The sequence below is a fragment of the Mucilaginibacter sp. OK098 genome (genome assembly GCF_900142915.1).
Classification (GTDB): domain Bacteria; phylum Bacteroidota; class Bacteroidia; order Sphingobacteriales; family Sphingobacteriaceae; genus Mucilaginibacter.
On sequence record NZ_FRCM01000006.1, the window covers coordinates 403,100 to 426,039 of the forward strand.

Sequence of the window (22,940 nt, forward strand, 5' to 3'; positions counted from 1 at the left end):
AATTAAGCCTCTTGTTCAGATATGTTTCTAATTTTTGTTTGGTAACCAACACCTGGTTTTACGTTTAGTTCTTCTAAAACGTAGTAAGTTCTTTCGCTCCTTAAAGCTTTTGAAACTTCAGATTCAGGATCGTTAACATTACCAAACACGATAGCGTTAGCCGAGCATGTTTGCTGGCAAGCCATTTTAATATCACCGTCTTTAAGCGGGCGTTTTTCAATTTTAGCTTTAAGCTTGCCTGCCTGGATGCGCTGGATACACATTGAGCATTTTTCCATAACCCCACGGAAACGAGTAGTAACATCAGGATTAAGGACTAATTGTGTATGCTCGTTATTCAGGTAGTTATCAAAACGAGAATCGTTCCAATAGTTAAACCAGTTAAAACGGCGCACTTTGTACGGACAGTTGTTAGCGCAGTAACGGGTACCCACACAACGGTTGTAAGCCATGTGGTTTAAGCCTTCAGATGAGTGAACAGTTGCTAATACCGGGCAAACAGTTTCGCATGGTGCATGCTCACAGTGCTGGCAAAGCATCGGCTGGTAAACAACCTTTACGTGGTCAAGGTCTTCAAGCTTAGCAATTTCATGCTCTCTTGTAACACCGCCATCACCATTGTCATTAAAGCTGTAGTAACGGTCAATACGGATCCAGTGCATTTCGCGGCGTCTCCTTACTTCATCTTTACCTACAACCGGAACGTTGTTCTCGGCGCTACAAGCTACCACGCAGGCACCGCAACCTGTACAAGCGTTAAGGTCAATCGCCATAACCCAATCATAAGCAGGGCGATCATATTTTTGCCAGAAAAGATCTGGTTTATCATATTCTTTATGTCCTTCACCTTTACCAGTACCCGTTGCAGGGTTTTTAAGGTATTCAGTGAATGATGCTTCTTTTATAATACTGTTACGCCCTTCTATAGAGTGGTGTGTTTGTGTTTGTGCCAGTGGCGAATTTTCGCCTGTTGCGGTTAATGTTGCAGTAGCGCTTGTTTGCAGTGTTCCGTTGCGTAAGCTGTGGAAAGGGAAAGCGTTTTTACCAACATTAATACCAACCGGACCAACAACTGTACGGCCGTAACCAACAGCAACTGATATAGTACCCTGTGCCTGGCCTGGCTGTGATAATACAGGCAATGCTATTGAATAGCCGTTTGCATCTATTTTAACAACGTCACCATCCTGCAGACCTTTCTTCTTCATATCAGAAGGAGACATTGCTGCAAAGTTATCCCAGGTTACTTTTGAAACCGGATCGGGTAATTCCTGCAACCACGGGTTATTGGCGCGTTTACCATCGCGCATTGCTACGGTTTGATAAAGCTGTAATTCTGTTTTATCGCCTGCAAGCAGGTTGCTGTGGTCTATTATAGTTTGTGCAACTGCATTTAGGTCTTTACTGAATGTGTAAGAACCTGCAGTTACAGGGGCTGCTTTAACAAAGCCGGTTTGTAAAAGGGTTTCCCATCCGCTCTGGCCTGATAATCCGCCTTTAGCTAACAGGTTTTTATCCCAGTTGTTCCTTACGTAAGTATAGTAATCCTTAGCAGGAATATCACTCCATTTCATCAGGCTTTGCTCAGCCTGGCGGGTGTCATAAACAGGGTTAATAGTTGGCTGTAATACAGTATAATATCCTGATAGCGCATTGTCATCACCCCACGATTCCAGGTAATGATGATTTGGAGCCACGATATTACAAAGTGCAGAAGTTTCATCAGCATTTGAAGCGAAAGATACTCTTAAGCCTACTTTCTTCAATCCATCGGTAAAATCTTTGCTGCTGTAATAATCATAAGCCGGGTTAGCATTCAAAAAGAATACCGCGTCAACCTGGCCACTTTTCATATCGCTTACCAATTCGGCAAATTCAGCATCGTTACCTGCATATTGTAATGATGGATTGTCAAGATCAATTGTAGTTCCGTAGCTGCCCAGTAATGAGTTGATAGCATTAACCAAAACCTGTGTAGCCACATCATTCGAACCAGCAACAACCAGCGCTTTACCTTTAGCTGCAACCAATTCTTTAGCTGCTATGGTGATTGCATTTTCAGCAACTTTATTACCTATTGCTTTTGTGCCTGCTAATGTTGATCCTGATATTGCGTTGTATAAAGCAACCAGCGCCAAACCTTCTTCTGACGGTTTAACAGGGATCCTTACGTCAGCATTTGAACCAGTAAGGCTCATACCAGATTCAAACTGGATATGGCGCGACATTTTTTTACTTTCGAGCGATTTGTTGTTCCTGTTTGAAACGTACTGCCTGGTAAACTCTTCTGGAGAAATCCAGGTACCCAGGAAATCAGCGCCAAAACTTACAATTATATCGGCTTTATCAAAGTTGTAGTGCGGCAATACTGCTTTACCAAAACTGTTTTGATTTGCCTGGATAATACCGGTATATGATACCGCATCGTAATTGATATGTTTTGCAGCAGGGAATTGCTTAATAAAATCAGCAATAACACCCAAAGTTGAAGGGCTGCTAACTGTTGACGATACAATGCGGATCTTTTTACCTGATGCTTTAATGTTTAGCAGTTCTCTAACTACAAAATCATCAACCTGCGCCCATCCGCTGTCACCACCATTTTTCAGAGGGTTTTTCAAACGGTTAACATCATATAGGTCAAGCACTGATGCCTGCGCCTGCGCGCTTGCACCACCCTTTGCTATAATGTCATTCGGGTGACCTTCAATTTTGATCGGACGGCCCTCGCGGGTTTTAACTAAAATAGCCTGTCCTTCGTAAGTTGAAGTATAGTAGTTAGGAATCCCCGGGGTAACTTCCTCGGGTTTTATTAAATAAGGTATTGATTTATGAACCGGCACTTTCTGACAAGCAGCCAGGGTTACAGCACCAACGCCAAAGCCCAGCGCTTTCAAAAAATCGCGTCGCGGAGATTTGCCTTCCAAACCACCAACGGTTAAAACTTCTTCGATAGGAATAGGCTCCGCAAATTCGTGTTTATTTAATTCAACAAATTCCGGGGTTTTGTTCAGCTCTTCTAAACCTTTCCAGTATTTTTTATTGCTATCCATTTAAGCTATATAAACTGTAATGCTACGTTTTAATAATATTAATAATGGCACTTACCGCACTCGATACCACCCATTAATGCGGCGGTAACCTTTTTGCCGTCTTTCAGCAAATCATGCACCTGCTGTAAGTTCTCGTAATAAGCGTTACCCTTCATGTTAACATCTGTGCGTTTGTGGCACTGGATACACCATTTCATGGTAAGCGGCGAATATTGATAAACCTCTTTCATTTCCTGGATCGGCCCATGGCAGGTCTGGCATTTTAAGCCGGCAACCTTAACGTGCTGCGAGTGGTTGAAATAAGCAAAGTCTGGCAGGTTATGAATCCGCACCCATTGCATAGGTTTTGTTTTTGTGCTGTCGTATTTCTGAGTTTGAGGATCATATCCTAATGCATCATAGATCTTATGGATTTCAGGCGACTCGGTTTTAACAACCTTGTGGCAGTTCATACATACGTTTAATGACGGGATTGAAGCATTTTTTGATTTGTATGCACCTGAGTGGCAATACTGGCAATCAATTTTCATTGCACCTGCATGCAGATCATGTGGGAATTTAATTGGCTGCACCGGCTGGTACCCCTGGTGAACGTTAGTGGTCCACATGGTAACCCAAGTCCAGCTACCTAAAGCAAGCGTACCGCAGATGAGTACAAAGAAAACAAGTTTCTTATTTTTCGCAAGCTTCTTTAAGCCGGCTAAACGGTCAACAGGCTCGCCTTCAACTTCCTCTTCTTCTAAAACTATACCGTCTTTATTTTTTAGTAACAAACGCTCAAGCGTTGCAATTACCCTGTTTAATACCAATATAATAATAAAGGCAAGGATAATTACACCTAATAGCGAATAGATAACCACATCACTTGGGCCGCTTTCGGCAGCTGCCTGACCTGGAGCTCCTGCCCCTGGTTTTGGTGCAGCCTGCAAAGTTTTCCAGTCACTACGTACATAAGTAATAATGTTGGTTACATCTGCATCACTAAGTTCCGGAAAAACAGTCATGCTTTTCTGTTCAAACTTATTGAAGATGGCAAGAGCCTTAGGGTTTTTAGCCGTAATTAAAGCCTGGTTGTTCTGGATCCATTTGACAAGGTATTTATCATCTGTTTCTTCAGTTAACTGGGGGCCTAAAGCCGGACCGGTTAAGATCTGGTCAACCTTGTGGCACGATGTACATTTAGCCTTAAACAGGGCCTCGCCCTTAGCGGCATCCCCCTGCGCATGGGCTTGCAGACCCAAAAAGGCAAAACAGGCAATCAGTAAAACCGACCGTGAGAATTGTTTAAAAATCAATGAGAAACTCCTCATAAAGCGTATTTATACTAAATAATTTTATTGTTAATGATTGATATTCACGAAGAAATGTATGTATAACCCGAAATTTTCAGTCACAAAAGTAAAATTTATTACAGTATGAGTGACAAATAAATGACACCAATATCTAATTTATAATTGTTCTAAATAAGTTTTTATTGTGTCTTAAACCGTTAAAAATCCCTAATTATAGTGTCTGTTTTACAACAATGGTTAACAACTTACTACTCAAAAGTTTACATAGGTTTTGCAAAAGATAAATCTTTTTAGCAGATGTTGAGGGGATAAAAGGTTGGAGGGTTGATCATCTTTCGTTTTTATTCGCTGCCGGGGCTTTAGCGCAGCATAATTTGTAGATAGACACGGCTGAAGCTCTTAACTTCGTAACAATAAAGAAGCTGTTACGTCTAAACCGTTGGCTCGATCAATTCATTTCTTGCGACCAAAGTACAATTAAAAATCCTCAATCAATTCCTTTGCTGGTTTTTGTGAAAGTCCAAAATAAAATTTCTGCCCAGCGTGGTAATTCTCCCGAAGCTCAAAATTTTCAAATGCCGGCCCACCAGGAATATTGGTATACGTGCTTTTGTCAGGATTTTCAGCGCCCCAGTACTTTGCCCTTCCATTCACCCTCACCTGCAGCGACGGATCATATCCCGTGTATAATTTAATGGCTATAAGTTACCAAAAAATATATTGCCGTGTTTAGCACAGCGATTGAATTATTACGACAAATACTTCCCTACAATAGGCATCCTCCTGCCCATGCCAAAGGCTTTGGGCGATACTCTTAATATTGGCGGGGTTTGGTAACGTTTATGCTCAGCAAGATTAACCAGGCGAATAACACGGCGAACGGTGTTTTCATCGTAACCCATTTTTATGATCTCGCCCGATGAGCAACGGTTTTCTACGTACTCAAAAATTATCTTATCCAGTATATCATATTCAGGCAGCGAGTCGGTATCTTTTTGATCTGGCCTTAACTCGGCTGATGGTGGCTTGATAATGGAATTTTCCGGGATGATCTCTTTATCCCGATTAATGTGTCTTGCCAATTCAAATACCTGGGTTTTATAAACATCGCCAATAACTGAAATACCGCCGCACATATCACCATATAAAGTACCATAGCCAACCGCCGCCTCACTTTTATTAGAGGTATTTAATAAAATATAGCCAAACTTATTACACATAGCCATCAGCAATACTGCCCTGCTGCGCGACTGGATATTCTCTTCGGCAATATTAAACGGCAGGTTTTTGAACTGCGGATTTAAGGTTGATTCAAAAGCGTCGGTAATGTTTCCAATAGCAATAGTTTCACTTAAACAACCCAGATTACTCACCAGATCCTCCGCATCTTTAATTGAATGATCGCTTGAAAAATGAGAAGGTAATAATACCGCCATAACATTTTTCGGCCCCAATGCTTCGACGGCCAATGCGCAAACTACTGCAGAATCTATTCCTCCGGATAAACCCAATATGGCCTGCTTAAATCCCGATTTATAAAAGTAATCTTTTATCCCTAAAATAATCCCTTTGTGAATTTGCTCAATATCACTCTGCCGTTCAACCTTAAGTGTTGTAGGGTGTTCAAAGGTTATAACTCCTTTATTATCTAAAGTATAATAGGCAACGCTTTCTTCAAAGTATGGCAACTCGTCAATGAGCTTACCGGTATTATCAAAAATCAATGATCCGCCGTCAAAAATTAACTCGGTTTGTGCACCCACCTGATTTACGTATAACAGGGGTAATTGATACCTTTCGGCATTGTCGCTCAAAATTGCTATCCGCTCCTCATCATGGTTATAGGCAAAAGGTGAGGCTGCAATATTTATCATCACATCGGGCTTTTGCGCTATCAAAATATCCATTGGGCGGGTTACATACAACGGGTTTTCGATGGTGTTCCACAAGTCTTCACAAATAGTTAACGCTATGCGGTGCCCTTTAAATTCAATGCAGTTAAACTCTGTTGATGGCTCAAAATAACGGTACTCATCAAAAATGTCATAATTGGGCAGCAGGGCTTTATTGGCAACAGCCTTCACTTTACCTTCTTCAATAAAATAAGCGGAATTATTTAAATCTTTCCCTTCTGTCCGGTTATTTGGCGTGGGCAAACCTATTATACAGGCAATCCCGTAACATTCTTTTGCTATTTTTTGTGCCGATGCTTCGCACAGATCAATAAACTCATCAAACTCCAAAAAGTCGCGGGATGGGTAGCCGCAAACGCACAGCTCGGCAAATACCACCAGGTCGGCGCCATTGGTCCGGGCCTTTTGAATGTGCTCAATAATTTTAGCAGTATTTGATTCAAAGTTTCCGATATGATAATTAAGCTGGGCTAACGCGATCTTCATTTATAAAATTTTCTGGTTGATAAATAACAAACGGTTTAATTCCGTTGATTGCATATTTAAATGCAAATAAAAATTATTTTTGCTCAAAGCACAAACAATGACTGTTTTAAACCCCAAAAAGGTATTTCATTTATTCTTTTTAGTAGCTATAGCTGTAAGCGCATGCAAAAACCACAAACGAATTGATGTTAGCAATATACATGTTGATGTTAAGATCGAGCGCTTCGATAAAGAATTTGACGCTATGCGTACAATGCCAATGGGCCCGCAAGTTGCTTATTTGCAAAAAAAATACGGTGTATTTTACCATGATTTTATAGGCCTGATCTTACAGGACCCTGACGTAAACACAAAGGATACAACCTATTTTAAATTATTGAGGCAGGTTTTCGCAAACCAGGCTTATAACGATCTTAAACATGATGTGGATTCTGTTTATAATTATAAAGATGGCCTTGATAAACAAAATGAAGAGCTAACCGACGCTTTCAGGCATATTAAATACTATTTCCCAAAGCAGCAGCTGCCAAAATTATACGCCTATTATTCGGGTTTTGAGGCGCAAAAAATTATAGGTAACCGTTACCTCGGCATTGGGCTCGATCTTTTTTTAGGGAGTGATTCCCGGTTCTACCCGTCGCTTACCAATGCTTACCCTCACTATTTATCAAGGTTTTTTAATAAGGAAAATATAACGCCAAGGGTTGTTGAAGTGGTTGTTAGGGAAAATATGTTCCCGGAGAGTGACAGCAGCAAAACCCTGCTTTCAAAAATGATCTATAACGGAAAGATCATGTATTTTATGGACCAGGTTATGCCTGATGTTGGGGATAGCACTAAAATAGGTTATACCAGCATACAAATAAAATGGTGTGAAGATTTTAAATCAAAGATCTGGGCTTATTTTTTAGATGAGAATTTGCTGTATGAAAGCGATTATCCTAAAATTCAGAAATATTTTAATGAAGCTCCGTTTACTCCCGGCCTGGGCGAAAAGAATGAGTCGGCACCAAAGCTGGCTATTTGGACAGGCTGGCAAATTGTAAAACAGTACATGGATAAACATCCGGAAGTTACCCTGCCGGCGCTAATGGCTGATGCGGATCCACAAAAGATCCTGAACGAATCAAAGTATAAGGGAAAGTAGTGGAAGGTTGAAGAAGTTAGCAGTTTTGAGTAGGCAGTAAGCAGTAAGGGTTTCGCAAACAAAAACTTACCACGTCGTCCTTGCGAGGGATAGCGAAGCAATCCCTCGCGAGGACATTCAATGAAGTTTCATTCAAAAGTACCTCTATTGTTTTAAGCTATTGAAAGGATCACCCTTTGGCTTTTGCCTTCTTGATTTGCGAGTTCAGAGGTTGCTTCGTTCAGCAATGACGCATGGAAAAGCTTACTTCAATATCGCGAATACAGATTTCAATGCTAATAAAACACCAATGATCAGTATGATGTTTGAAATTATTGAAGAGTAATGAAAATCAGCGAAACGCAGGTAAACACCTACTATACCTATCACTATTGCAACTACCATTAATTTATAGTGACCTTCTGCGTTAGCGTTTTCTGTTGAATTCATTTCGTTTTGTATTTAATTTGGCGCAAATATAATTGTTTAACTAAAAATTTAAACGCATTTTACAATTTTAATTTAAAGGCCATATGTATTTACACCTGCCTGATCTTTTTATACCTGTATTTGCCTTTTATCATATAATTTAAAAACGTGCCTTTTGAGCCTGCAATTTCCATTTCCTTAAAAACTTCGGGAGGTACGCCTATATAATCATATACTGCGCCTGAAGTATAAGTTATCCGCAGCGATGATTCCTCTTCATTGTATTTCATATTTGCAACAACCGATGAAGGCATATTGTAAGATTTAAGAGCCATGATGCAAGACGCAAGAGAAGAATGTTTAATTATATTGATTTGCTTCTTCTTGATTCTTGACTTTTTGCTTCCTGACTCTTTATTACTAAAACGTGGCTTGTGCTTTTTTAATGGTTTTTTCCAAATCGATACCTTTACCCAATACACCTTTAAAAAGATCGCCGGTTTCTTTAAGGCGGTCGATAGAATTAAAAATGGTAAAGTCTTTCATGGTAAGGCCGGGTCTTACTTCATCCCAGTGCAGCGGCATAGATACGGTTGCGCCAACTTTCGGGCGGAGGGAGTAAGGGCCCGCAATAGTAGCGCCCGGGCGGTTCTGAAAAAAATCGAGATACATTTTTCCATGCCGTGCCGCTACCATTCTTTCCAAAGTAGTGTAGCCAGGCAATTGCTTATGCACTATGTCTACAACAATGCGGGCAAACATCTGCGTTTGGTCATAATCATATTTAGCTCCAGTCGGGATGTAAATATGCATTCCCGTTGATCCCGACGTTTTACAGAACGAGGGGACATCAATAGCATCCAATACTTTCTTAACCTCCTGCGCCGCTTCAATAACCTGGTCGAAGGTATTTTTATCGGGATCGAGGTCTATCACACAATAATCCGGGTCATCCGGCGACTGTACGCGGCTAAACCAGGGGTTTATTTCAATACACCCTAATGATGCCATCCATAACAGGCTGGCCTCGTCGGTTCCTACAAGGTATTCTTTATGCTCGCCCTCGCCATTTGTGTAGGGGAAGGTTTTGGCCCAATCAGGCGCTTTATCTTTCACATCTTTTTGGTAAAAGCTTGGCCCATGGATCCCGCCCGGGAAGCGATTTAAAGACATCGGCCTATCCTTTAAATAAGGCAGCATATATTCGGCAACCTGGTAATAGTAGTTAAACAGATCCCTTTTGGTTACCTTATCTTCCGGCCAGTAAACCTTGCTCAAATGAGTAAAGCTTAAATCATGCCCGCAAATTTTGCGCACCTGTGTTTCGTCTTTAGGGTTTAATAAGGTCTTTCTTTCCTTATCTTTTGGTGGTTTTATGGCACTTGCATGAGTGTCTTTCTTTTCTGCTGTTTCCATAACATCATTAGTATGTGTTGCCGCTTCTCTAATAACATCTTTAGCTTTTTTGTCAATCCGCATCCCCTGAAATGAGGGATGCCTGAATACGCCATCGCTGGTAACTTCACTATAAGTAACCTCGCAAACCAGTTCAGGCTTTAACCAGGTAGCTTTCGCTTTGGGTGGATTGGGCCTGAAACGGGAAGGTTTATTTACATCAGGGATGGTATCAAACGGACTTTTATCAGTTATCAATGGCTTAAACTGAGCCATCATTTCCTTTTGCACCTTGTCGCTAAAACCCGTGCCCACCTTGCCTGCATATTGCAAAATTCCGCTTTCATAAACGCCAAGCAACAATGAGCTGAACTGCTTTGAAGTGTCAGCATTTTTAGTATAACCTGAAATAATTACTTCCTGGCGCTTATGCACTTTTATTTTTAACCATTCTTTAGAGCGCAGATCGGGCGAGTAAATGCTGCTTGCTTTTTTGGCGATGATACCTTCCAATCCCATACGGGTTGCAGCATTAAAAAAATCAATGCCACCGGCATCAAATACTTTGCTTATCCGCATCCGGTCGTCATCAATAGGGAGTACGGCCTTTAATATAGCCTGGCGCTGGGTTAGAGGCAAGCCCATTAAGTTTTTGCCTTCGTACCAAAGTATATCAAATACATAATAAACCAATTCGCCATCAGCTTCGCTGCGCCAGTTTTGCAGATCGCCAAAGTTGGAGATGCCTTTTTCATTCAGTACCAGGATCTCGCCATCCAAAACAGCATTGATCTCCTGTTTTTTCAGCAGGTCATAGATCGGGTAAAATTTTTCATTAAATGTTTTATTATTGCGCGACAGGAGGTCTACCTCACCTTTATTAATAAATGCCAGCGTCCGGTAACCATCCCACTTAACTTCGTACAGCCAATCCGGATCATCAAAAGGTTCATCAACCAAAGTTGCCAGCATCGGTTTTATCTTTTTGGGGATGGGTGATTTTGGCGCGGCTTTTATAAACGCCTCAACATCGGCCCCAGCCTCATCCACCAGTGAAACATTGGGGTCTTCACCCACCATTTCCTCAACTGGTTTCGCCTGGGCTTTTTTTTTACTTTTTGGTTTAGTCTTTTTTACATCTTCCTCATGCCCGTGCTGCCAGACCTTTTCGCTGGTTTTCTCCATCCCCTCGATGGTTTTGCCTGATAGCACAGATTTATCCTCTTTGGTAATATCTTTTGCCGATGCAAAATCGTCGTTATGTTTAATTAGCAGCCAGGCGTTTTCGCCCATGCCATGGGTTTTTACCAGCGCAAATTCACCTTTCAGTTTTTCACCGTGCAACTTTATTTTTACCGAGCCAGATTTTAGCTGGGCCAGCAAAGCTTTTTCCTGCGCCTTTTTACCTTTTATTTCATCAATGGGTTCATAAGTACCTTCATCCCAAACAATAACAGTACCGCCGCCATATTCTCCCTCGGGTATAATGCCTTCAAAATTGCGGTAGTCATAAGGATGATCTTCCACCATCATGGCCAGTCGTTTTGTTTTAGGGTCGGTTGACGGGCCTTTGGGTACAGCCCAGCTTTTTAATACGCCATCCATTTCCAGCCTGAAATCATAATGCAGTCGTGATGCATCGTGTTTTTGGATCACGAATGTCAGCTTATCCTTATCCCTGCTTTTGCCTGCTTTAGGCTCGGCAGTTTTGGTAAAGTCGCGCTTCTCCGCATATTTTTCCAGGCTCATAACAGCAGGTTTATTTATGCAGATAAGCTTCCACCGCTTTTGCAGAAGAGCCAACAGCCTTAATGGCCGACTTTAATTTTTCGGGGGTGATACCAAATCTTTTAGACCAGTATTCAATTTCATAATACTCACCCGCATTGATCAGGTCCCTGTCGGGGCTTCCTGTTTTTGTTTTATCATCCATGATAAATAATAATTGGTTTAACAGTTAAACAATGATGGAGCGGTATTGGTTTTCTTAGAAGGAAATATTATTAAATAAACCGGGCGAACTGCTGTAGAAAGCAGTTCGCCCGTTTTATTTAGGTTTTTGCTAAAGCAGCGGGCCTTTTGCTTCTGTAATGCCTTACCAGCATCCAGATCCCAAATCCTGCAATTATTAGCACCCACAAATTTGCAAGGCCGAGTAACAATTCTTCAAATATTACCCATCCGTTTTCAATAGCCCCGATCAATCGTTTAAAAAATGGGAGGTTGTAAGCTGACGGATCATCATTAACCACGGTTTCTTTGTAAATGGTATTGCTTTGATAAAAACTTAAAGTAACAATGCTGTTTTTGACTTCATCATCAATTTGGCGGTTGTCAATTTGCTGGTCAACCATGTCATCTTTTAAAAGCAACACGTTGGCTGGATTCTTTATAATGATCTTTCCCCGTTTTTGCTGGCTTACCAACTCCTTACGGCTTTGAAGCTTGAGCTTTGCAGCAAGATAATCCAGCGATTTATCTGAGATATCCAATTGACGGTTATTAACATAGATCCCCATGCGTCCGACCTCATTCATGAAGTCGTTAAGCTTGTCTGTAGGGATTTTTACAGTAATATAGGCAGTGGTATTAAAGGCAGTTACTCTTATAACAGAATCATCACCTTTGCGAATATCCATACTGCGAAGCTCGGAAGAGCCAACCTGGTGGTGCATTAACAGGCCGTGATAACTGGCGGTAAGAGTGGTAATGTGTTCGCTGGTTTGTTGCACGTTTTTTACTTTAAAACGCATATCGGCGGTCTTTACCAGTTTAGGAGCTGCCAAGGTAGCTGAATCTGCTACTTTAACGGAGTCAGCACTACTACTATTGTTGACAAATTCTTCAGAGCCATGCTGTCCCTTACAAGCGCCCAGTAAAACAAGGCCTGCCAGCAGCGGGATTAGGATTTTTGATTTCATAATAATAAGATTTAATTTGTTTTTTGGTACTTATTGATACTGAAAATTAGATAAGGTAACCCTGTTTATTATTTGATTATCAGTTAATTACGACAATTTTAAATGAAAAAAGGCCATAAAAGTTGCCCATCGCGAAGCTGAGCGCTTCGGCGATACGCAACCATGGTGTAACGCTGTGCTAATCCTGCAACCGCGTTTTGATTAATTGATTAGCTTTTGACTAAAGCAATCGGCCTTTTCTTTTTGATATATTTCACCAGCATCCATACGCCGAAACCTATGGGGAAGATAACCCATGCATTTGCCAGGGCAACAAGCAGCGAAACAAATACATCCCACCCGTTTTCAAACGACATGCTCAGTTGTTTGGATACCGGCGGATTATAAGCTGAAAGATCATTATTGGCTATTATTTCGCGGGTCACAACATTGCTTTCATAAAAACTTAAAATAACAATGCTGTTTTTTACAGAATCATCAGTCCGGCGGTTATTAATTTGCCGGTCAACCATATTGTTTTTGAAGGCCAGCAGATCATCAGGGCTTTTCGCGGTATTAGTTTCCTTTTTATCCTGGGCTATCCGTTCATTTTGGTTTTTAAGTTTAAGCTGGGTAGAAAGATAATCAAGAGATTTATCTGTTATATCCATCCGGCTGTTATTAATGTAGATCCCCATTTTTGAAACCTGCAGCATAAAGCTTTCCAGATTTGCCGGGGGAATTTTTACCGTCATTTCGGCTGTTGTATTAACAACGGTCACTCTCATAACAGAATCACTACTTCTTTTAATATCGGCGCTATTTTCAGAAGTTGAATTAATGGTGTGGTGAATTACCATTCCGTTGAGGCTTGTAGCAAGTGCCGCAATTTGCTCACTGGTTTGCTGCACCTTTTTTACTTTAAAGTGGATGTCGGCCTTTTTTACCAGTTTCGACCCTGTTTGGAGCGTATCTTTTTTTAGGGCGACTGCTTTTTCTTTGCTTACAGCATCCCCCACCGTATCGGCAGATTCGCTTTTGTTTACACCCTTACATGCGCCCAGCAGAACAAGGCCTGCCAGCAGCGGGATTAAGATTTTTGATTTCATAATAATAAAATTTAATTTGTTTGTTTTTTGGTACTTATTGATACCGGATAATGGCATAAGGTGACCCTTATTAGCCATTTGGTTTTTAATAGGTTAGGATGGATTTGATTTATGAAGCTGAAAGCTTCCCAAATGCCACACCACGAGTTACGCTGCGCTAAACTCGCGGTAGCATTTAATTATTTTTTTTTATCTTGTAATTCCTATTACCGGCTTATGTTAAAAAACTACATCAAAACCTCATTCAGGTATTTCCTTAACCACAAGGCATTTTCATCAATCAATATTATTGGCTTAAGCACCGGCATTTGCGTTTGCTTTTTTGCTTTGCTATATGTGCAGTTTGAACTAAGCAGGGATAGTTATAATAAAAAGGCAGATAATATTTATCGACTGGTAACCGATATTAAAACCCCGGTTGGCATGAATTACGAAAGCACCTCGGCGCCGATGGCGCCGGCCATGCAGGCAGCCTTTCCGGAGGTAAAAATTGCCACGAGGGTTTTTATGGATGATATGATCCTGCAGAGCAACCCTGATAATGCTGCCAAAGAAGAGGTTGCATACGTAGATGCCTCTGTATTTTCGGTTTTCAGCTGGCAGCTGCTGCGTGGCGATGCTAAACATTTGTTTGATGCTCCCTGCAATGTGGTACTTACCGAAACTGCCGCCAAACACTATTTCGGCAACGCCGACCCGGTTGGTAAAACCATGCTGATAAACGGCAAGACAAACGCAGCGGTAACCGGCATAATGAAGGATATTCCTTACAACGCGCATTTCAGGGTAAGTATGTTTTTTTCAATGACTACCCTGATGGATGCGCACAGCAGCTGGAATACCAACTGGAGACGTTTTGGCTTTTATACCTACCTGCTGTTAAAGCCCGGTACCGACGCGGCAAAGCTCCAGGCAAAATTCCCTGCCTTTATCAATGCAAATATTGACCAAAGTCAGTCGAAACATAGCCTGGCGATAGAACCGCTAAAAAAGGTTTACCTGTATGGCAAACCGCGCGGGCATCGTACCGGGAGTTCGGAGAGTGGCAACATTGGCAATATTTATATTTTTTCGATAGTCGCCGCGTTCGTTCTGTTTATTGCCTGCTTCAATTTTATCAACCTTACTACTGCATTCTCATTAAAACGTGCCAGGGAAATTGGTGTACGAAAAGTTTTGGGTGCGTCCAAAAAACAGCTCATCGTACAGTTTTTTATGGATGCGATATTGCTATGCTTACTGGCGTTTGTAATTGCATTGGTATTGGCTATTGTTTTATTGCCATTCTTCAACCAGCTTACCGGTACCATTATTACTATCGGCGTTTTTGAAAACTGGTATTACATCAGCTTACTGTTTGGTATCGCAATATTGGTAGGGTTGCTATCTGGCATTTACCCTGCGTTGTTTTTATCCGGCTTTAAGCCTATTAGTAGCCTTAAGGGAGAGCTTGCATCGGGCAATGGGGGCGTTATGCTCCGTAAAACGCTGGTAATAGCACAGTTTGCAATTTCCATCATCCTTATTATATCAACAATAGTAGTTTATAACCAGCTGGATTTTATGCAGAACCAGCAGCTGGGCTTTAAAAAAGATCACCACATGGTGATTGATTACCAGTTTAACGGCGACATAAACGATCACCCGGACCTGGTAAAACAACAGCTTGGCGCCATCGCGGGTGTAAACAGCGTTTCCTTTTCTTCCAGTGTACCGGGTACGTCTAATAACGTGTTTCCTACGCTGATTGCAAATTCCGAAAATCTTTACCAGGACGTGTTAGCAGATGCTTATTATTTCGACGGTGATTTTTTGAACCAGTATGGGGTAAAGGTTATTGCTGGCCGCGGCTTCAATAAACAATTTGCTTTGGATGAAAAAGCGATGCTTATAAACGAAGCGATGGTGAAAAAGATGGGCTATAAAACCCCCGGTGAAGCACTTGGGAAGCGATTTAAACAATTCGTATCCGACGGTACTATTGTTGGCGTTGTGCAGGATTTTCATTTCCATTCATCACAGGAGCTGGTGCAGCCTTTAACTATCCGTCCGATAATAGGTTATTTTACCTGTATTACGCTCGATATAACATCGGCCCACATGCAACAAACGATAGCCCAAGTAGAAAAACAATGGAAGCAGCTGGCACAAGGCTTACCCCTGATCTACTTTTTCGAAGATGAGGCATACAATAAGCAATATATATCCCAACAGCGTTTCGGCAGCTTGTTTGTTTGCTTTTCGGTATTAGCTATACTGATCTCATGCCTGGGCTTACTGGGCCTTTCAGCATTCAGCACGGCACAGCGTAAAAAAGAGATCGGCATCCGTAAAGTACTGGGGGCTTCGGTTACAAGCATAGCGGCATTGCTTTCTAAAGATTTTGTAAGGCTGGTATTTATAGCGCTCATTGTTGCCTCACCCTTGGCCTGGTGGGCCATGCATAGCTGGCTGCAAGGTTTTGCCTATCGCATTCAAATCAGCTGGTGGGTGTTTGTGCTTTCAGGTTCAGCAGCGCTGCTGATTGCTTTGTTTACGGTAAGCTTTCAATCGGTGAAAGCAGCGTTGGTGAATCCTGTTAAAAGTTTGAAGAGTGAGTGAGGTCTTCATCATGTCATTGCGAGGTACGAAGCAATCGCGAACTATACAGGGCGAATAGAAAGGTATATAACTTGCATTGGCGGTTGTGTACTGCGTGCGATTGCTGCGCTTCGCTCGCAATGACATAGGGTGAACTATTCACTCTCCCTTAAACTTCAACCCTATCTGCTCCCTTGCCTTATCCAGCATAGCAATCATCTGTCTTGACATTTCGTGGCTGATGATGGGGCTTTCAGTTTTCCCTTCGTTTATTAATTGGCAGAAGTGTTCAATTTCGTAGTTAAGGCCACCGGCGGTAAAGGGTTCGTTTAGCTCAACTGTGCGACCATCAAGGTAGCTGATAGTGGCGCTTTGGGGGTTCCACCAGTTTTTATGGATGGTAACATGACCAATGGTTCCGCAGATCAAGGCATCACCCTTACCGTGCAGATCAAAACCGGCATAAAGCTGGGCATAGCCATTGGTATGCAGGGTTTGAAATATAGCAAACATATCAATGCCCGTTTCGCCAAAGCGACCCATAGTTTGTACCTGTTGGGTTTCGCCCAGCCAGTCGACAGCTAAAAATGCTTCGTAAATACCAATCCCCATTATTGCGCCGCCGGCAAGCTCGTGGCTGAAGTTCGGATGATCCCGCGGAATATCAGCAACTGATGATCCGGCCCTTACATAACCAACCGGACCAATAGGATCGGTAATTAAGTACTCCTTTAAACTGCGGTACAAAGGGAAGAACGGAGGCTTCATGCCCTCCATAAAAATCAGGCCTTTTAATTTGGCTGCTTCAAGTACAGGATTTAAGATAGAAAGATTAATAGCGGCAGGCTTTTCGCACAGCACATGTTTACCGGCATTAAAAGCAGCAAAACAGTATTCCGCATGGCTATCGGGCAGTGTAGCAATATAAACGGCATCAATATCGCTTGCGAGCAACTCATCAACTGTTTTACAGGCATGGCCGCCATATTGCTCAACAAAGCTGTTAACAGATTCTTCCCTGCGCGACCATAACGACACCAGTTCTGTACCGGGCACAGCTTTAAGTCCCTGTACAAAACGGTGCGCAATGCGCCCGCAACCTATGATGCCCCATTTTATCATTTATTTAAAAAACGTAGAGACGCAATACATTGCGTCTCTGATTGTGTTTGATAATATTGAATTCGGAGACACAAAGTATTGTGTCTCTACAATCTATTGATACTGTATATAAATCGGGTGCGGCTTGTAAATCTTTAGTATCTCCTCGGGCGTTAGCATGTGATGGGGCGGCGACCACGAGTCGTTTTTATAAAACAATTTGAAGCCGGTAAACTGTACCGGGTCATGATAAATATAATCGCGGTAAGTACCTGTCTTTAAATCGGGCGGGCCGAAACCGTCCATATCCATTACGAACTGGATTTCGGGGTGAAGCTTAATGTTTTGATAATTGGTCAGCATTTTACGGGTAAAACGGTGCACAATAAAAATTTTGGGCGGCAGGTTATATTTTTTTACCTCGTTGGCCAAGTAAGCCGAAACATAGTTAACCTCAGCTGCATCATAACTACCTATTTTTTTGCCGGGATGGATGCCATCATGCATAGCAAATTCGGGGTCGATACCGCAATGTACATTAGGCATTCGCCAATATTTTTCCAGCTTGGGCAGCTCCGCACGGATATTGCTCAACGCTACCTGTATATCCAGGAAAAGTATGGCATGGGCCCTTTTAGCGAGGCGCACTGCGCTATCTATTTTTTTCTCAGGCATTCGGTTTATATACATGTTGTCCTTACCGGGAAAACCGGCGGCCACCACCGCTATGTAATGCAGCGCTGGTTGCACAGGTGTTTGCGGATCGGCTTTCTCCCAATGCTTTACTTCTCCATGCAGTTTGGCCAGCATTTCGTCTGGCGGCAGTTCGCCCAGGATGCCCATTTTTTTGGCGGACAGGTTACCATAATAGGCTATAACGCGCTTAAAGGGTAAAATAGCACCAGGCAAAGGGTAAGGCGCCTTTTTTACGGGCCATTTCCCGGTAGTATCGCCGTTGGCCAGTTTTTTCATCAACGAATCGTAGAGTTTTTTATCTATCGGCGGATAAACTACCGGAGCGGCAACAGTATCTTCCTTCGCAGCTGCGGCAACTTTTTTAGTGGTGTCTTTAGCGGCTGCGGGAGCCTTGTCCTTTGGCGCCGACTGGCTGCAACCAGAAAACAGCATTAATGAGGTTAGCACAAATGCAGCAGATAGAATAATGTTTTTCACTTTCATTTAACAGATTTTTGTATGTAACAGGGTTTTGCAAAGTAACAGCTTTTTTAAAGTTGGATGGGTTAAAATTATCAACAATTTGCCAGCTTGCAATTGGCGCTGTGCAGTTTGCAGTTTTTGTGATTTGCTTTAACTAATCTCTGATCTCCGGCCTCTAATCACTAAGCGAAGCTTTAAAGAATTTTCCAAATACGCCCAAAGGTAATTTTGAGCCTGCAGTGGCCTGCAGGTAAAGTTCACCAGTTTCCAGGTTTTGGACTTGCGGATAAGCACTTTTTATCAGGTTTTCAATAATAACTGAAGAAAAGCCTAATGAGTATGTGTTCAATATCAGGAAATGCTCATCGGGGTCGAGCAGTTGCATTACATCTCCCATCATTTCATTAATGTTATCTTCCAGCTTCCATTTTTCACCATTGGGGCCGTGGCCATAAGCAGGCGGGTCAAGGATGATCCCGTTGTATTTTTTTCCGCGTTTCAGCTCGCGTTTTACAAACTTCAACGCATCCTCAACCACCCAGCGGATATTACTTAAGCTTGATAGCTCCTGGTTTTCATTGGCCCAGGTAACCACTTGTTTAATGGAATCAACGTGAGTTGTATCAGCGCCTGCTGCCTGAGCTATAAGTGAAGCGCCACCAGTATAGGCAAACAAATTGAGCACCTTAGGCTCGGGGGTTTTAAATTTTTTTATGTTTTGGGTGATATAGTCCCAGTTAACCGCCTGCTCCGGGAAGATGCCCAGGTGCTTAAACGAGGTTAATGCCAGCCTGAATTTTATACTTGCTTCCGGGTTTTTGTATTCAATATGCCAGCGGTCGGGTGTGGCCGGGTTCTTTTTTAACCACTCCCCGGATGTTGCTGAGCGTCCCTTAAATTTAATATGGTGCAGGCGTTGCCACTCTGCATTGCTTAAAGCTTTGCTCCAAACTGCCTGCGGCTCGGGACGGATCAGGATCACATTGCCAAAACGTTCCAGCTTTTCAAAGTCACCGCAATCAATCAGTTCGTAATCTTTCCAGTGGGTGGGTGTGAGGAGTTGGATCATGGTTTTGAGTCCGAAAGTCGGAAAGACCGAAAGTCCGGAAGATGTTTTTAGTTACTAATTTGTCCGAAAGCTGCAAATTTATATAAATCTTACCGATCTTCTATCTTTCTTTCGGACTTCCGGTCTTTCCGACTTTCGGACTTCCTACAATTTCTCCTTTGCAGCCTGCATAAACTTGCTGGCAAATACAAATGAGTTCAGTTCTTTATTATCCGTATGAGCAATTTCATGGTTTGAGCCCTCCCACCATTTTTTCCCTTCGTGCAAAAACACAATATGATCGCCAATTCCCATAACCGAGTTCATATCATGCGTAACAATAACAGTAGTTATCTTATATTCCTCGGTAAGTTCATTGATCAGCTCATCTATCAGGATGGATGTTTTGGGGTCGAGGCCTGAGTTGGGTTCGTCAACAAACAGGTATTTTGGCTGCATGGAGATTGCCCTCGCTATACCTACCCTCTTTTTCATTCCCCCCGAAAGTTCGGATGGATACAACTTATTTTTCCCTGCCAGATTAACCCTTTCAAGGCAAAAATTAGCTCGCTCAAGTTTCTCTTCCTTTGATTGCTTTGTAAAAAGATTTAAGGGGAACATGATATTCTCTTCCACCGTCATGGAATCAAACAATGCGGAATTTTGAAAAAGCATACCTATTTCGGTACGGATTGGCACACGCTGCGTGAAATCCATTTCCGTAAAATTCTCATCGTTAAAAAACACCTGTCCTTTTGTAGGATCGTGCAAACCGACAATACATTTAAGCAGGGTGGTTTTTCCTGAACCTGAACCACCAATGATGAGGTTATTTTTGCCTGCGGTAAACTTTGCACTAATGCCTTTCAGCACTTCGTTTTCTCCAAATGTTTTATAAATGTCCTTTACCTCGATCATAGCATTAAACGTGTTATAACCAGATCGGCAAATAAGATCATTACGCAACTGTATACAACACCTTTAGTTGCCGATTGCCCCACTTCTAATGCACCGCCTGATGTATAAAAACCCTGGTAAGCACAAATTGAAGCTATGATAAAGCCAAAAACAACAGCTTTAACAAGTGCCACTCTAACGGTAAGGCCTTCAAAGTCGCTGTGGACACCGGCAATATAATCAGCAGGGCTAACATCACCTGATACTAAACAGGCAATCCAGCCACCTGTAATACCTAATGCAATGGATGCAATAACCAGCAAAGGCACCATAGTCATCCCGGCAATAATTTTAGGGGCAATAAGATAACCCGGTGCATTAACGCCCATAATTTCAAGGGCGTCAATTTGTTCGGTAACGCGCATGGTACCAATTTGTGATGCAATGCTTGAACCTACCCGGCCTGCCAAAACCAATGATGATATAGTAGGACTAAACTCAAGTATGGTTGAATCTCGGGCAATGCTACCGGCAATACTGCGCGGCACCAGCGGACTGGATAACTGGAAAGCAACCTGGATAGTGGTAGCTGCACCTATAAACAGGGATATGATACTGATGATCCCCAATGAGCCAATGCCTACAGATACCATTTCGCGCATAACCTCGGCCCAATAAACTTTGAACTTTTCGGGTTTGCGGAAACTTAAATGCAGTAAGAGTATATATTTTCCTAAGCTGTGAAACATTTAAATATTTAAAATTGGGCTAAAAATACGTTTTTAAGCAATACAGTGCATTAAGCATTACTTCCTTAATTAATATTATGCCTTTTTTGTGATAAAATTATTGGTTGTATAATTGTTATTACAACTAAATAACAAACAGTTAGTTTTGAGTAATATTACATTTGGAACACTATAGCAGAAAAATACGGTATAAATGAAACACATCCATCATTCCTTAAGGCAATTCATTTTATCAGCTATTGATTTCTTTTATTCACCATTTAAAAAAATTATTCCCTTACAAACATTCAGGTATGCGGCAGCGGGTGGTGCAAATACTTTGTTTGACATTAGTCTTTTTTCGATAGGTTATAACCTGGTTTTTAAAAAGCACAATTTTGATATCGACCATTTTACTTTAAGTCCGCACATTGCATCGCTGGTATTTGCTTTTTGCTTTAGTTTGCCAACTGGGTTTTATCTTAACCGGTATGTGGTGTTCCAGGAATCGGGGCTGAAAGGCAGGAGTCAGCTTGTTAGGTATTTGACAGTTGTTTTTATATGTGTTATTTTCAATTACTTGTTGTTAAAATTATTTGTCGATTATTTTGGCTGGTACCCTACTCCGTCAAAAATTTTAACAACAGCTTTGGTTATTATTTTTAGCTATAGCAGCCAAACCTATTTCTTCTTTAGGACCAAGGCTCAGGAATAGGTTTCCCGATGCAGGGTCCGCTTTGTGAAAACCTATAGAAACATTCTTTTTGCTGTCATGAGTTTAGTACAGTGTAACTTGCGGTAAAGCATTAGCAAGCTTTCAGCTTCCAACTACTTTTTTCACCGCCCTTTTGCCCCGCTTTACCGAAAATTTAACCAGCTTTACCAAAAGCAATAATCGGTCTTTTGATATATAAATTAGATTTGATGTATAATAACATTGGGATTTTTAGATATTATTGTTTGCAGTATTAACATATAACATTTCAGCTTCAAACATTAAATAAAGAAACAAATGAAAAACGCGCTAATAACAGCATCAACAAAAGGCATGGGCAGGGCAATAGCAATAGCTTTCGCAAAGGAAGGGATTAACCTGGCCATTTGCTCAAGGCACAGCGAGGATCTTGTAGCCTTTAAAGATGAGTTATCAGCTATCAACCCCAATATAAAGATCTTTACCGCTGTAGTGGACGTGAGCGTAAAACAACAGCTACAGGATTTTGCGAGGGCAGCAGAACAGCACCTGGGATTTATCAGCATAATTGTAAACAACGCTGGCATTTATGAACACTCCAGCATATTGGATGATGCAGACGACACACTTGATAAACATGTAAATACCAACCTGATGCCTGCTTACGAATTGTATCGTTATTTTGGTAAAACCATGATAGCAGCACGCGAGGGCCACATCTTCACCATTTGCTCCGTGGCTTCATTAAACCCTATTGCTGAGGCAGGTACATACAGTGTAACAAAGTTTGCGCTGCTAGGTCTTAATAAAGTAATGCGGACCGAGATGCAACAATACGGGGTAAAAGTAACCGCCATTATACCCGGCTCAACATTAACAGATTCATGGAAGGGCATGGAGGTGGATAAAGATAAAATGGTATTACCAGAAGACATTTCATCGGCTATTGTAAATATTTATAAAATGAGCGCCGGGGCTAATGTTGACGAAATTGTAATAAAACCGGCATTCGGTCAAATATAAATCAACTC

Annotated in this window: 18 protein-coding genes; 4 read left to right on the plus strand and 14 right to left on the minus strand. The window is 41.8% G+C overall.

All coding sequences use genetic code 11. The annotated features are described in order from the left end of the window. Positions 1–2 precede the first annotated feature (2 nt). The 3 genes from BUE31_RS21640 to BUE31_RS21650 all read right to left on the minus strand — a co-directional run bounded on the left by BUE31_RS21640 (position 3) and on the right by BUE31_RS21650 (position 6,744). A complete protein-coding gene (locus tag BUE31_RS21640) occupies positions 3–3,053 on the minus strand; it encodes a TAT-variant-translocated molybdopterin oxidoreductase (RefSeq protein ID WP_073405930.1) in 3,051 nt (1,016 codons plus the stop codon). 38 nt (positions 3,054–3,091) lie between these two features. Continuing rightward, positions 3,092–4,363, minus strand: a complete 1,272-nt coding sequence (locus BUE31_RS21645; RefSeq protein WP_073405931.1) for a c-type cytochrome — start codon at positions 4,361–4,363, stop codon at positions 3,092–3,094. 731 nt (positions 4,364–5,094) lie between these two features. Beyond that, positions 5,095–6,744, minus strand: a complete 1,650-nt coding sequence (locus BUE31_RS21650; protein WP_073405932.1) for an NAD+ synthase — start codon at positions 6,742–6,744, stop codon at positions 5,095–5,097. A gap of 97 nt (positions 6,745–6,841) precedes the next feature. Here BUE31_RS21650 and BUE31_RS21655 point away from each other — a divergent pair, with 97 nt between their 5' ends. Next, on the plus strand, positions 6,842–7,891 hold the full coding sequence (locus BUE31_RS21655) for a gliding motility lipoprotein GldB (protein WP_073405933.1): 1,050 nt from the start codon (positions 6,842–6,844) through the stop codon (positions 7,889–7,891). Positions 7,892–8,134: 243 nt separating this feature from the next. On the opposite strand, the gene BUE31_RS21660 is transcribed toward BUE31_RS21655, so the two are convergent. The 6 genes from BUE31_RS21660 to BUE31_RS21685 all read right to left on the minus strand — a co-directional run bounded on the left by BUE31_RS21660 (position 8,135) and on the right by BUE31_RS21685 (position 13,703). Beyond that, positions 8,135–8,320, minus strand: coding sequence for a hypothetical protein (locus tag BUE31_RS21660; RefSeq protein WP_073405934.1), 186 nt, complete (start codon positions 8,318–8,320; stop codon positions 8,135–8,137). An 89-nt stretch (positions 8,321–8,409) separates the two neighbouring features. Further along, entirely contained in the window at positions 8,410–8,634 is a 225-nt protein-coding gene (locus tag BUE31_RS21665) for a KTSC domain-containing protein (protein WP_200801962.1), read from the minus strand. A gap of 85 nt (positions 8,635–8,719) precedes the next feature. Next, the gene (gene ligD, locus BUE31_RS21670) at positions 8,720–11,443 is read right to left on the minus strand and encodes a DNA ligase D (RefSeq protein WP_073405935.1); all 2,724 of its coding nucleotides are present in this window, start codon (positions 11,441–11,443) and stop codon (positions 8,720–8,722) included. A gap of 10 nt (positions 11,444–11,453) precedes the next feature. Next, a complete protein-coding gene (locus tag BUE31_RS21675; RefSeq protein ID WP_143167204.1) occupies positions 11,454–11,627 on the minus strand; it encodes a DUF3606 domain-containing protein in 174 nt (57 codons plus the stop codon). Positions 11,628–11,745: 118 nt separating this feature from the next. Further along, positions 11,746–12,615: a DUF4349 domain-containing protein gene (locus tag BUE31_RS21680; protein ID WP_073405937.1), complete on the minus strand. Its 870-nt coding sequence runs from the start codon at positions 12,613–12,615 to the stop codon at positions 11,746–11,748. A 209-nt stretch (positions 12,616–12,824) separates the two neighbouring features. Further along, positions 12,825–13,703 carry a DUF4349 domain-containing protein gene (locus tag BUE31_RS21685; RefSeq protein WP_159440726.1) on the minus strand — a complete coding sequence of 293 codons (879 nt, stop codon included), beginning with the start codon at positions 13,701–13,703 and terminating at the stop codon, positions 12,825–12,827. 216 nt (positions 13,704–13,919) lie between these two features. Here BUE31_RS21685 and BUE31_RS21690 point away from each other — a divergent pair, with 216 nt between their 5' ends. After that, positions 13,920–16,304, plus strand: a complete 2,385-nt coding sequence (locus tag BUE31_RS21690; protein ID WP_073406107.1) for an FtsX-like permease family protein — start codon at positions 13,920–13,922, stop codon at positions 16,302–16,304. Positions 16,305–16,442: 138 nt separating this feature from the next. Here the strand turns inward: BUE31_RS21690 and BUE31_RS21695 are convergent, their stop codons facing one another. The 5 genes from BUE31_RS21695 to BUE31_RS21715 form a co-directional block, all read right to left on the minus strand. Beyond that, on the minus strand, positions 16,443–17,405 hold the full coding sequence (locus tag BUE31_RS21695) for a Gfo/Idh/MocA family protein (protein WP_073405939.1): 963 nt from the start codon (positions 17,403–17,405) through the stop codon (positions 16,443–16,445). A 93-nt stretch (positions 17,406–17,498) separates the two neighbouring features. Continuing rightward, the gene (locus tag BUE31_RS21700) at positions 17,499–18,563 is read right to left on the minus strand and encodes a hypothetical protein (RefSeq protein WP_073405940.1); all 1,065 of its coding nucleotides are present in this window, start codon (positions 18,561–18,563) and stop codon (positions 17,499–17,501) included. Between the two features lie 154 nt (positions 18,564–18,717). Beyond that, the gene (locus BUE31_RS21705; RefSeq protein ID WP_073405941.1) at positions 18,718–19,611 is read right to left on the minus strand and encodes a class I SAM-dependent methyltransferase; all 894 of its coding nucleotides are present in this window, start codon (positions 19,609–19,611) and stop codon (positions 18,718–18,720) included. 144 nt (positions 19,612–19,755) lie between these two features. Continuing rightward, the gene (locus BUE31_RS21710; protein ID WP_073405942.1) at positions 19,756–20,508 is read right to left on the minus strand and encodes an ABC transporter ATP-binding protein; all 753 of its coding nucleotides are present in this window, start codon (positions 20,506–20,508) and stop codon (positions 19,756–19,758) included. Then, positions 20,505–21,236, minus strand: a complete 732-nt coding sequence (locus BUE31_RS21715; protein ID WP_073405943.1) for an MlaE family ABC transporter permease — start codon at positions 21,234–21,236, stop codon at positions 20,505–20,507. Before BUE31_RS21715 ends, BUE31_RS21710 begins: the two co-directional genes overlap by 4 nt. 193 nt (positions 21,237–21,429) lie before the next feature. Here BUE31_RS21715 and BUE31_RS21720 point away from each other — a divergent pair, with 193 nt between their 5' ends. Both BUE31_RS21720 and BUE31_RS21725 read left to right on the plus strand, forming a co-directional pair. Beyond that, the gene (locus BUE31_RS21720) at positions 21,430–21,930 is read left to right on the plus strand and encodes a GtrA family protein (RefSeq protein ID WP_073405944.1); all 501 of its coding nucleotides are present in this window, start codon (positions 21,430–21,432) and stop codon (positions 21,928–21,930) included. Between the two features lie 297 nt (positions 21,931–22,227). Continuing rightward, positions 22,228–22,932, plus strand: a complete 705-nt coding sequence (locus tag BUE31_RS21725) for an SDR family oxidoreductase (RefSeq protein WP_073405945.1) — start codon at positions 22,228–22,230, stop codon at positions 22,930–22,932. The last annotated feature ends 8 nt before the right edge of the window (positions 22,933–22,940 follow it).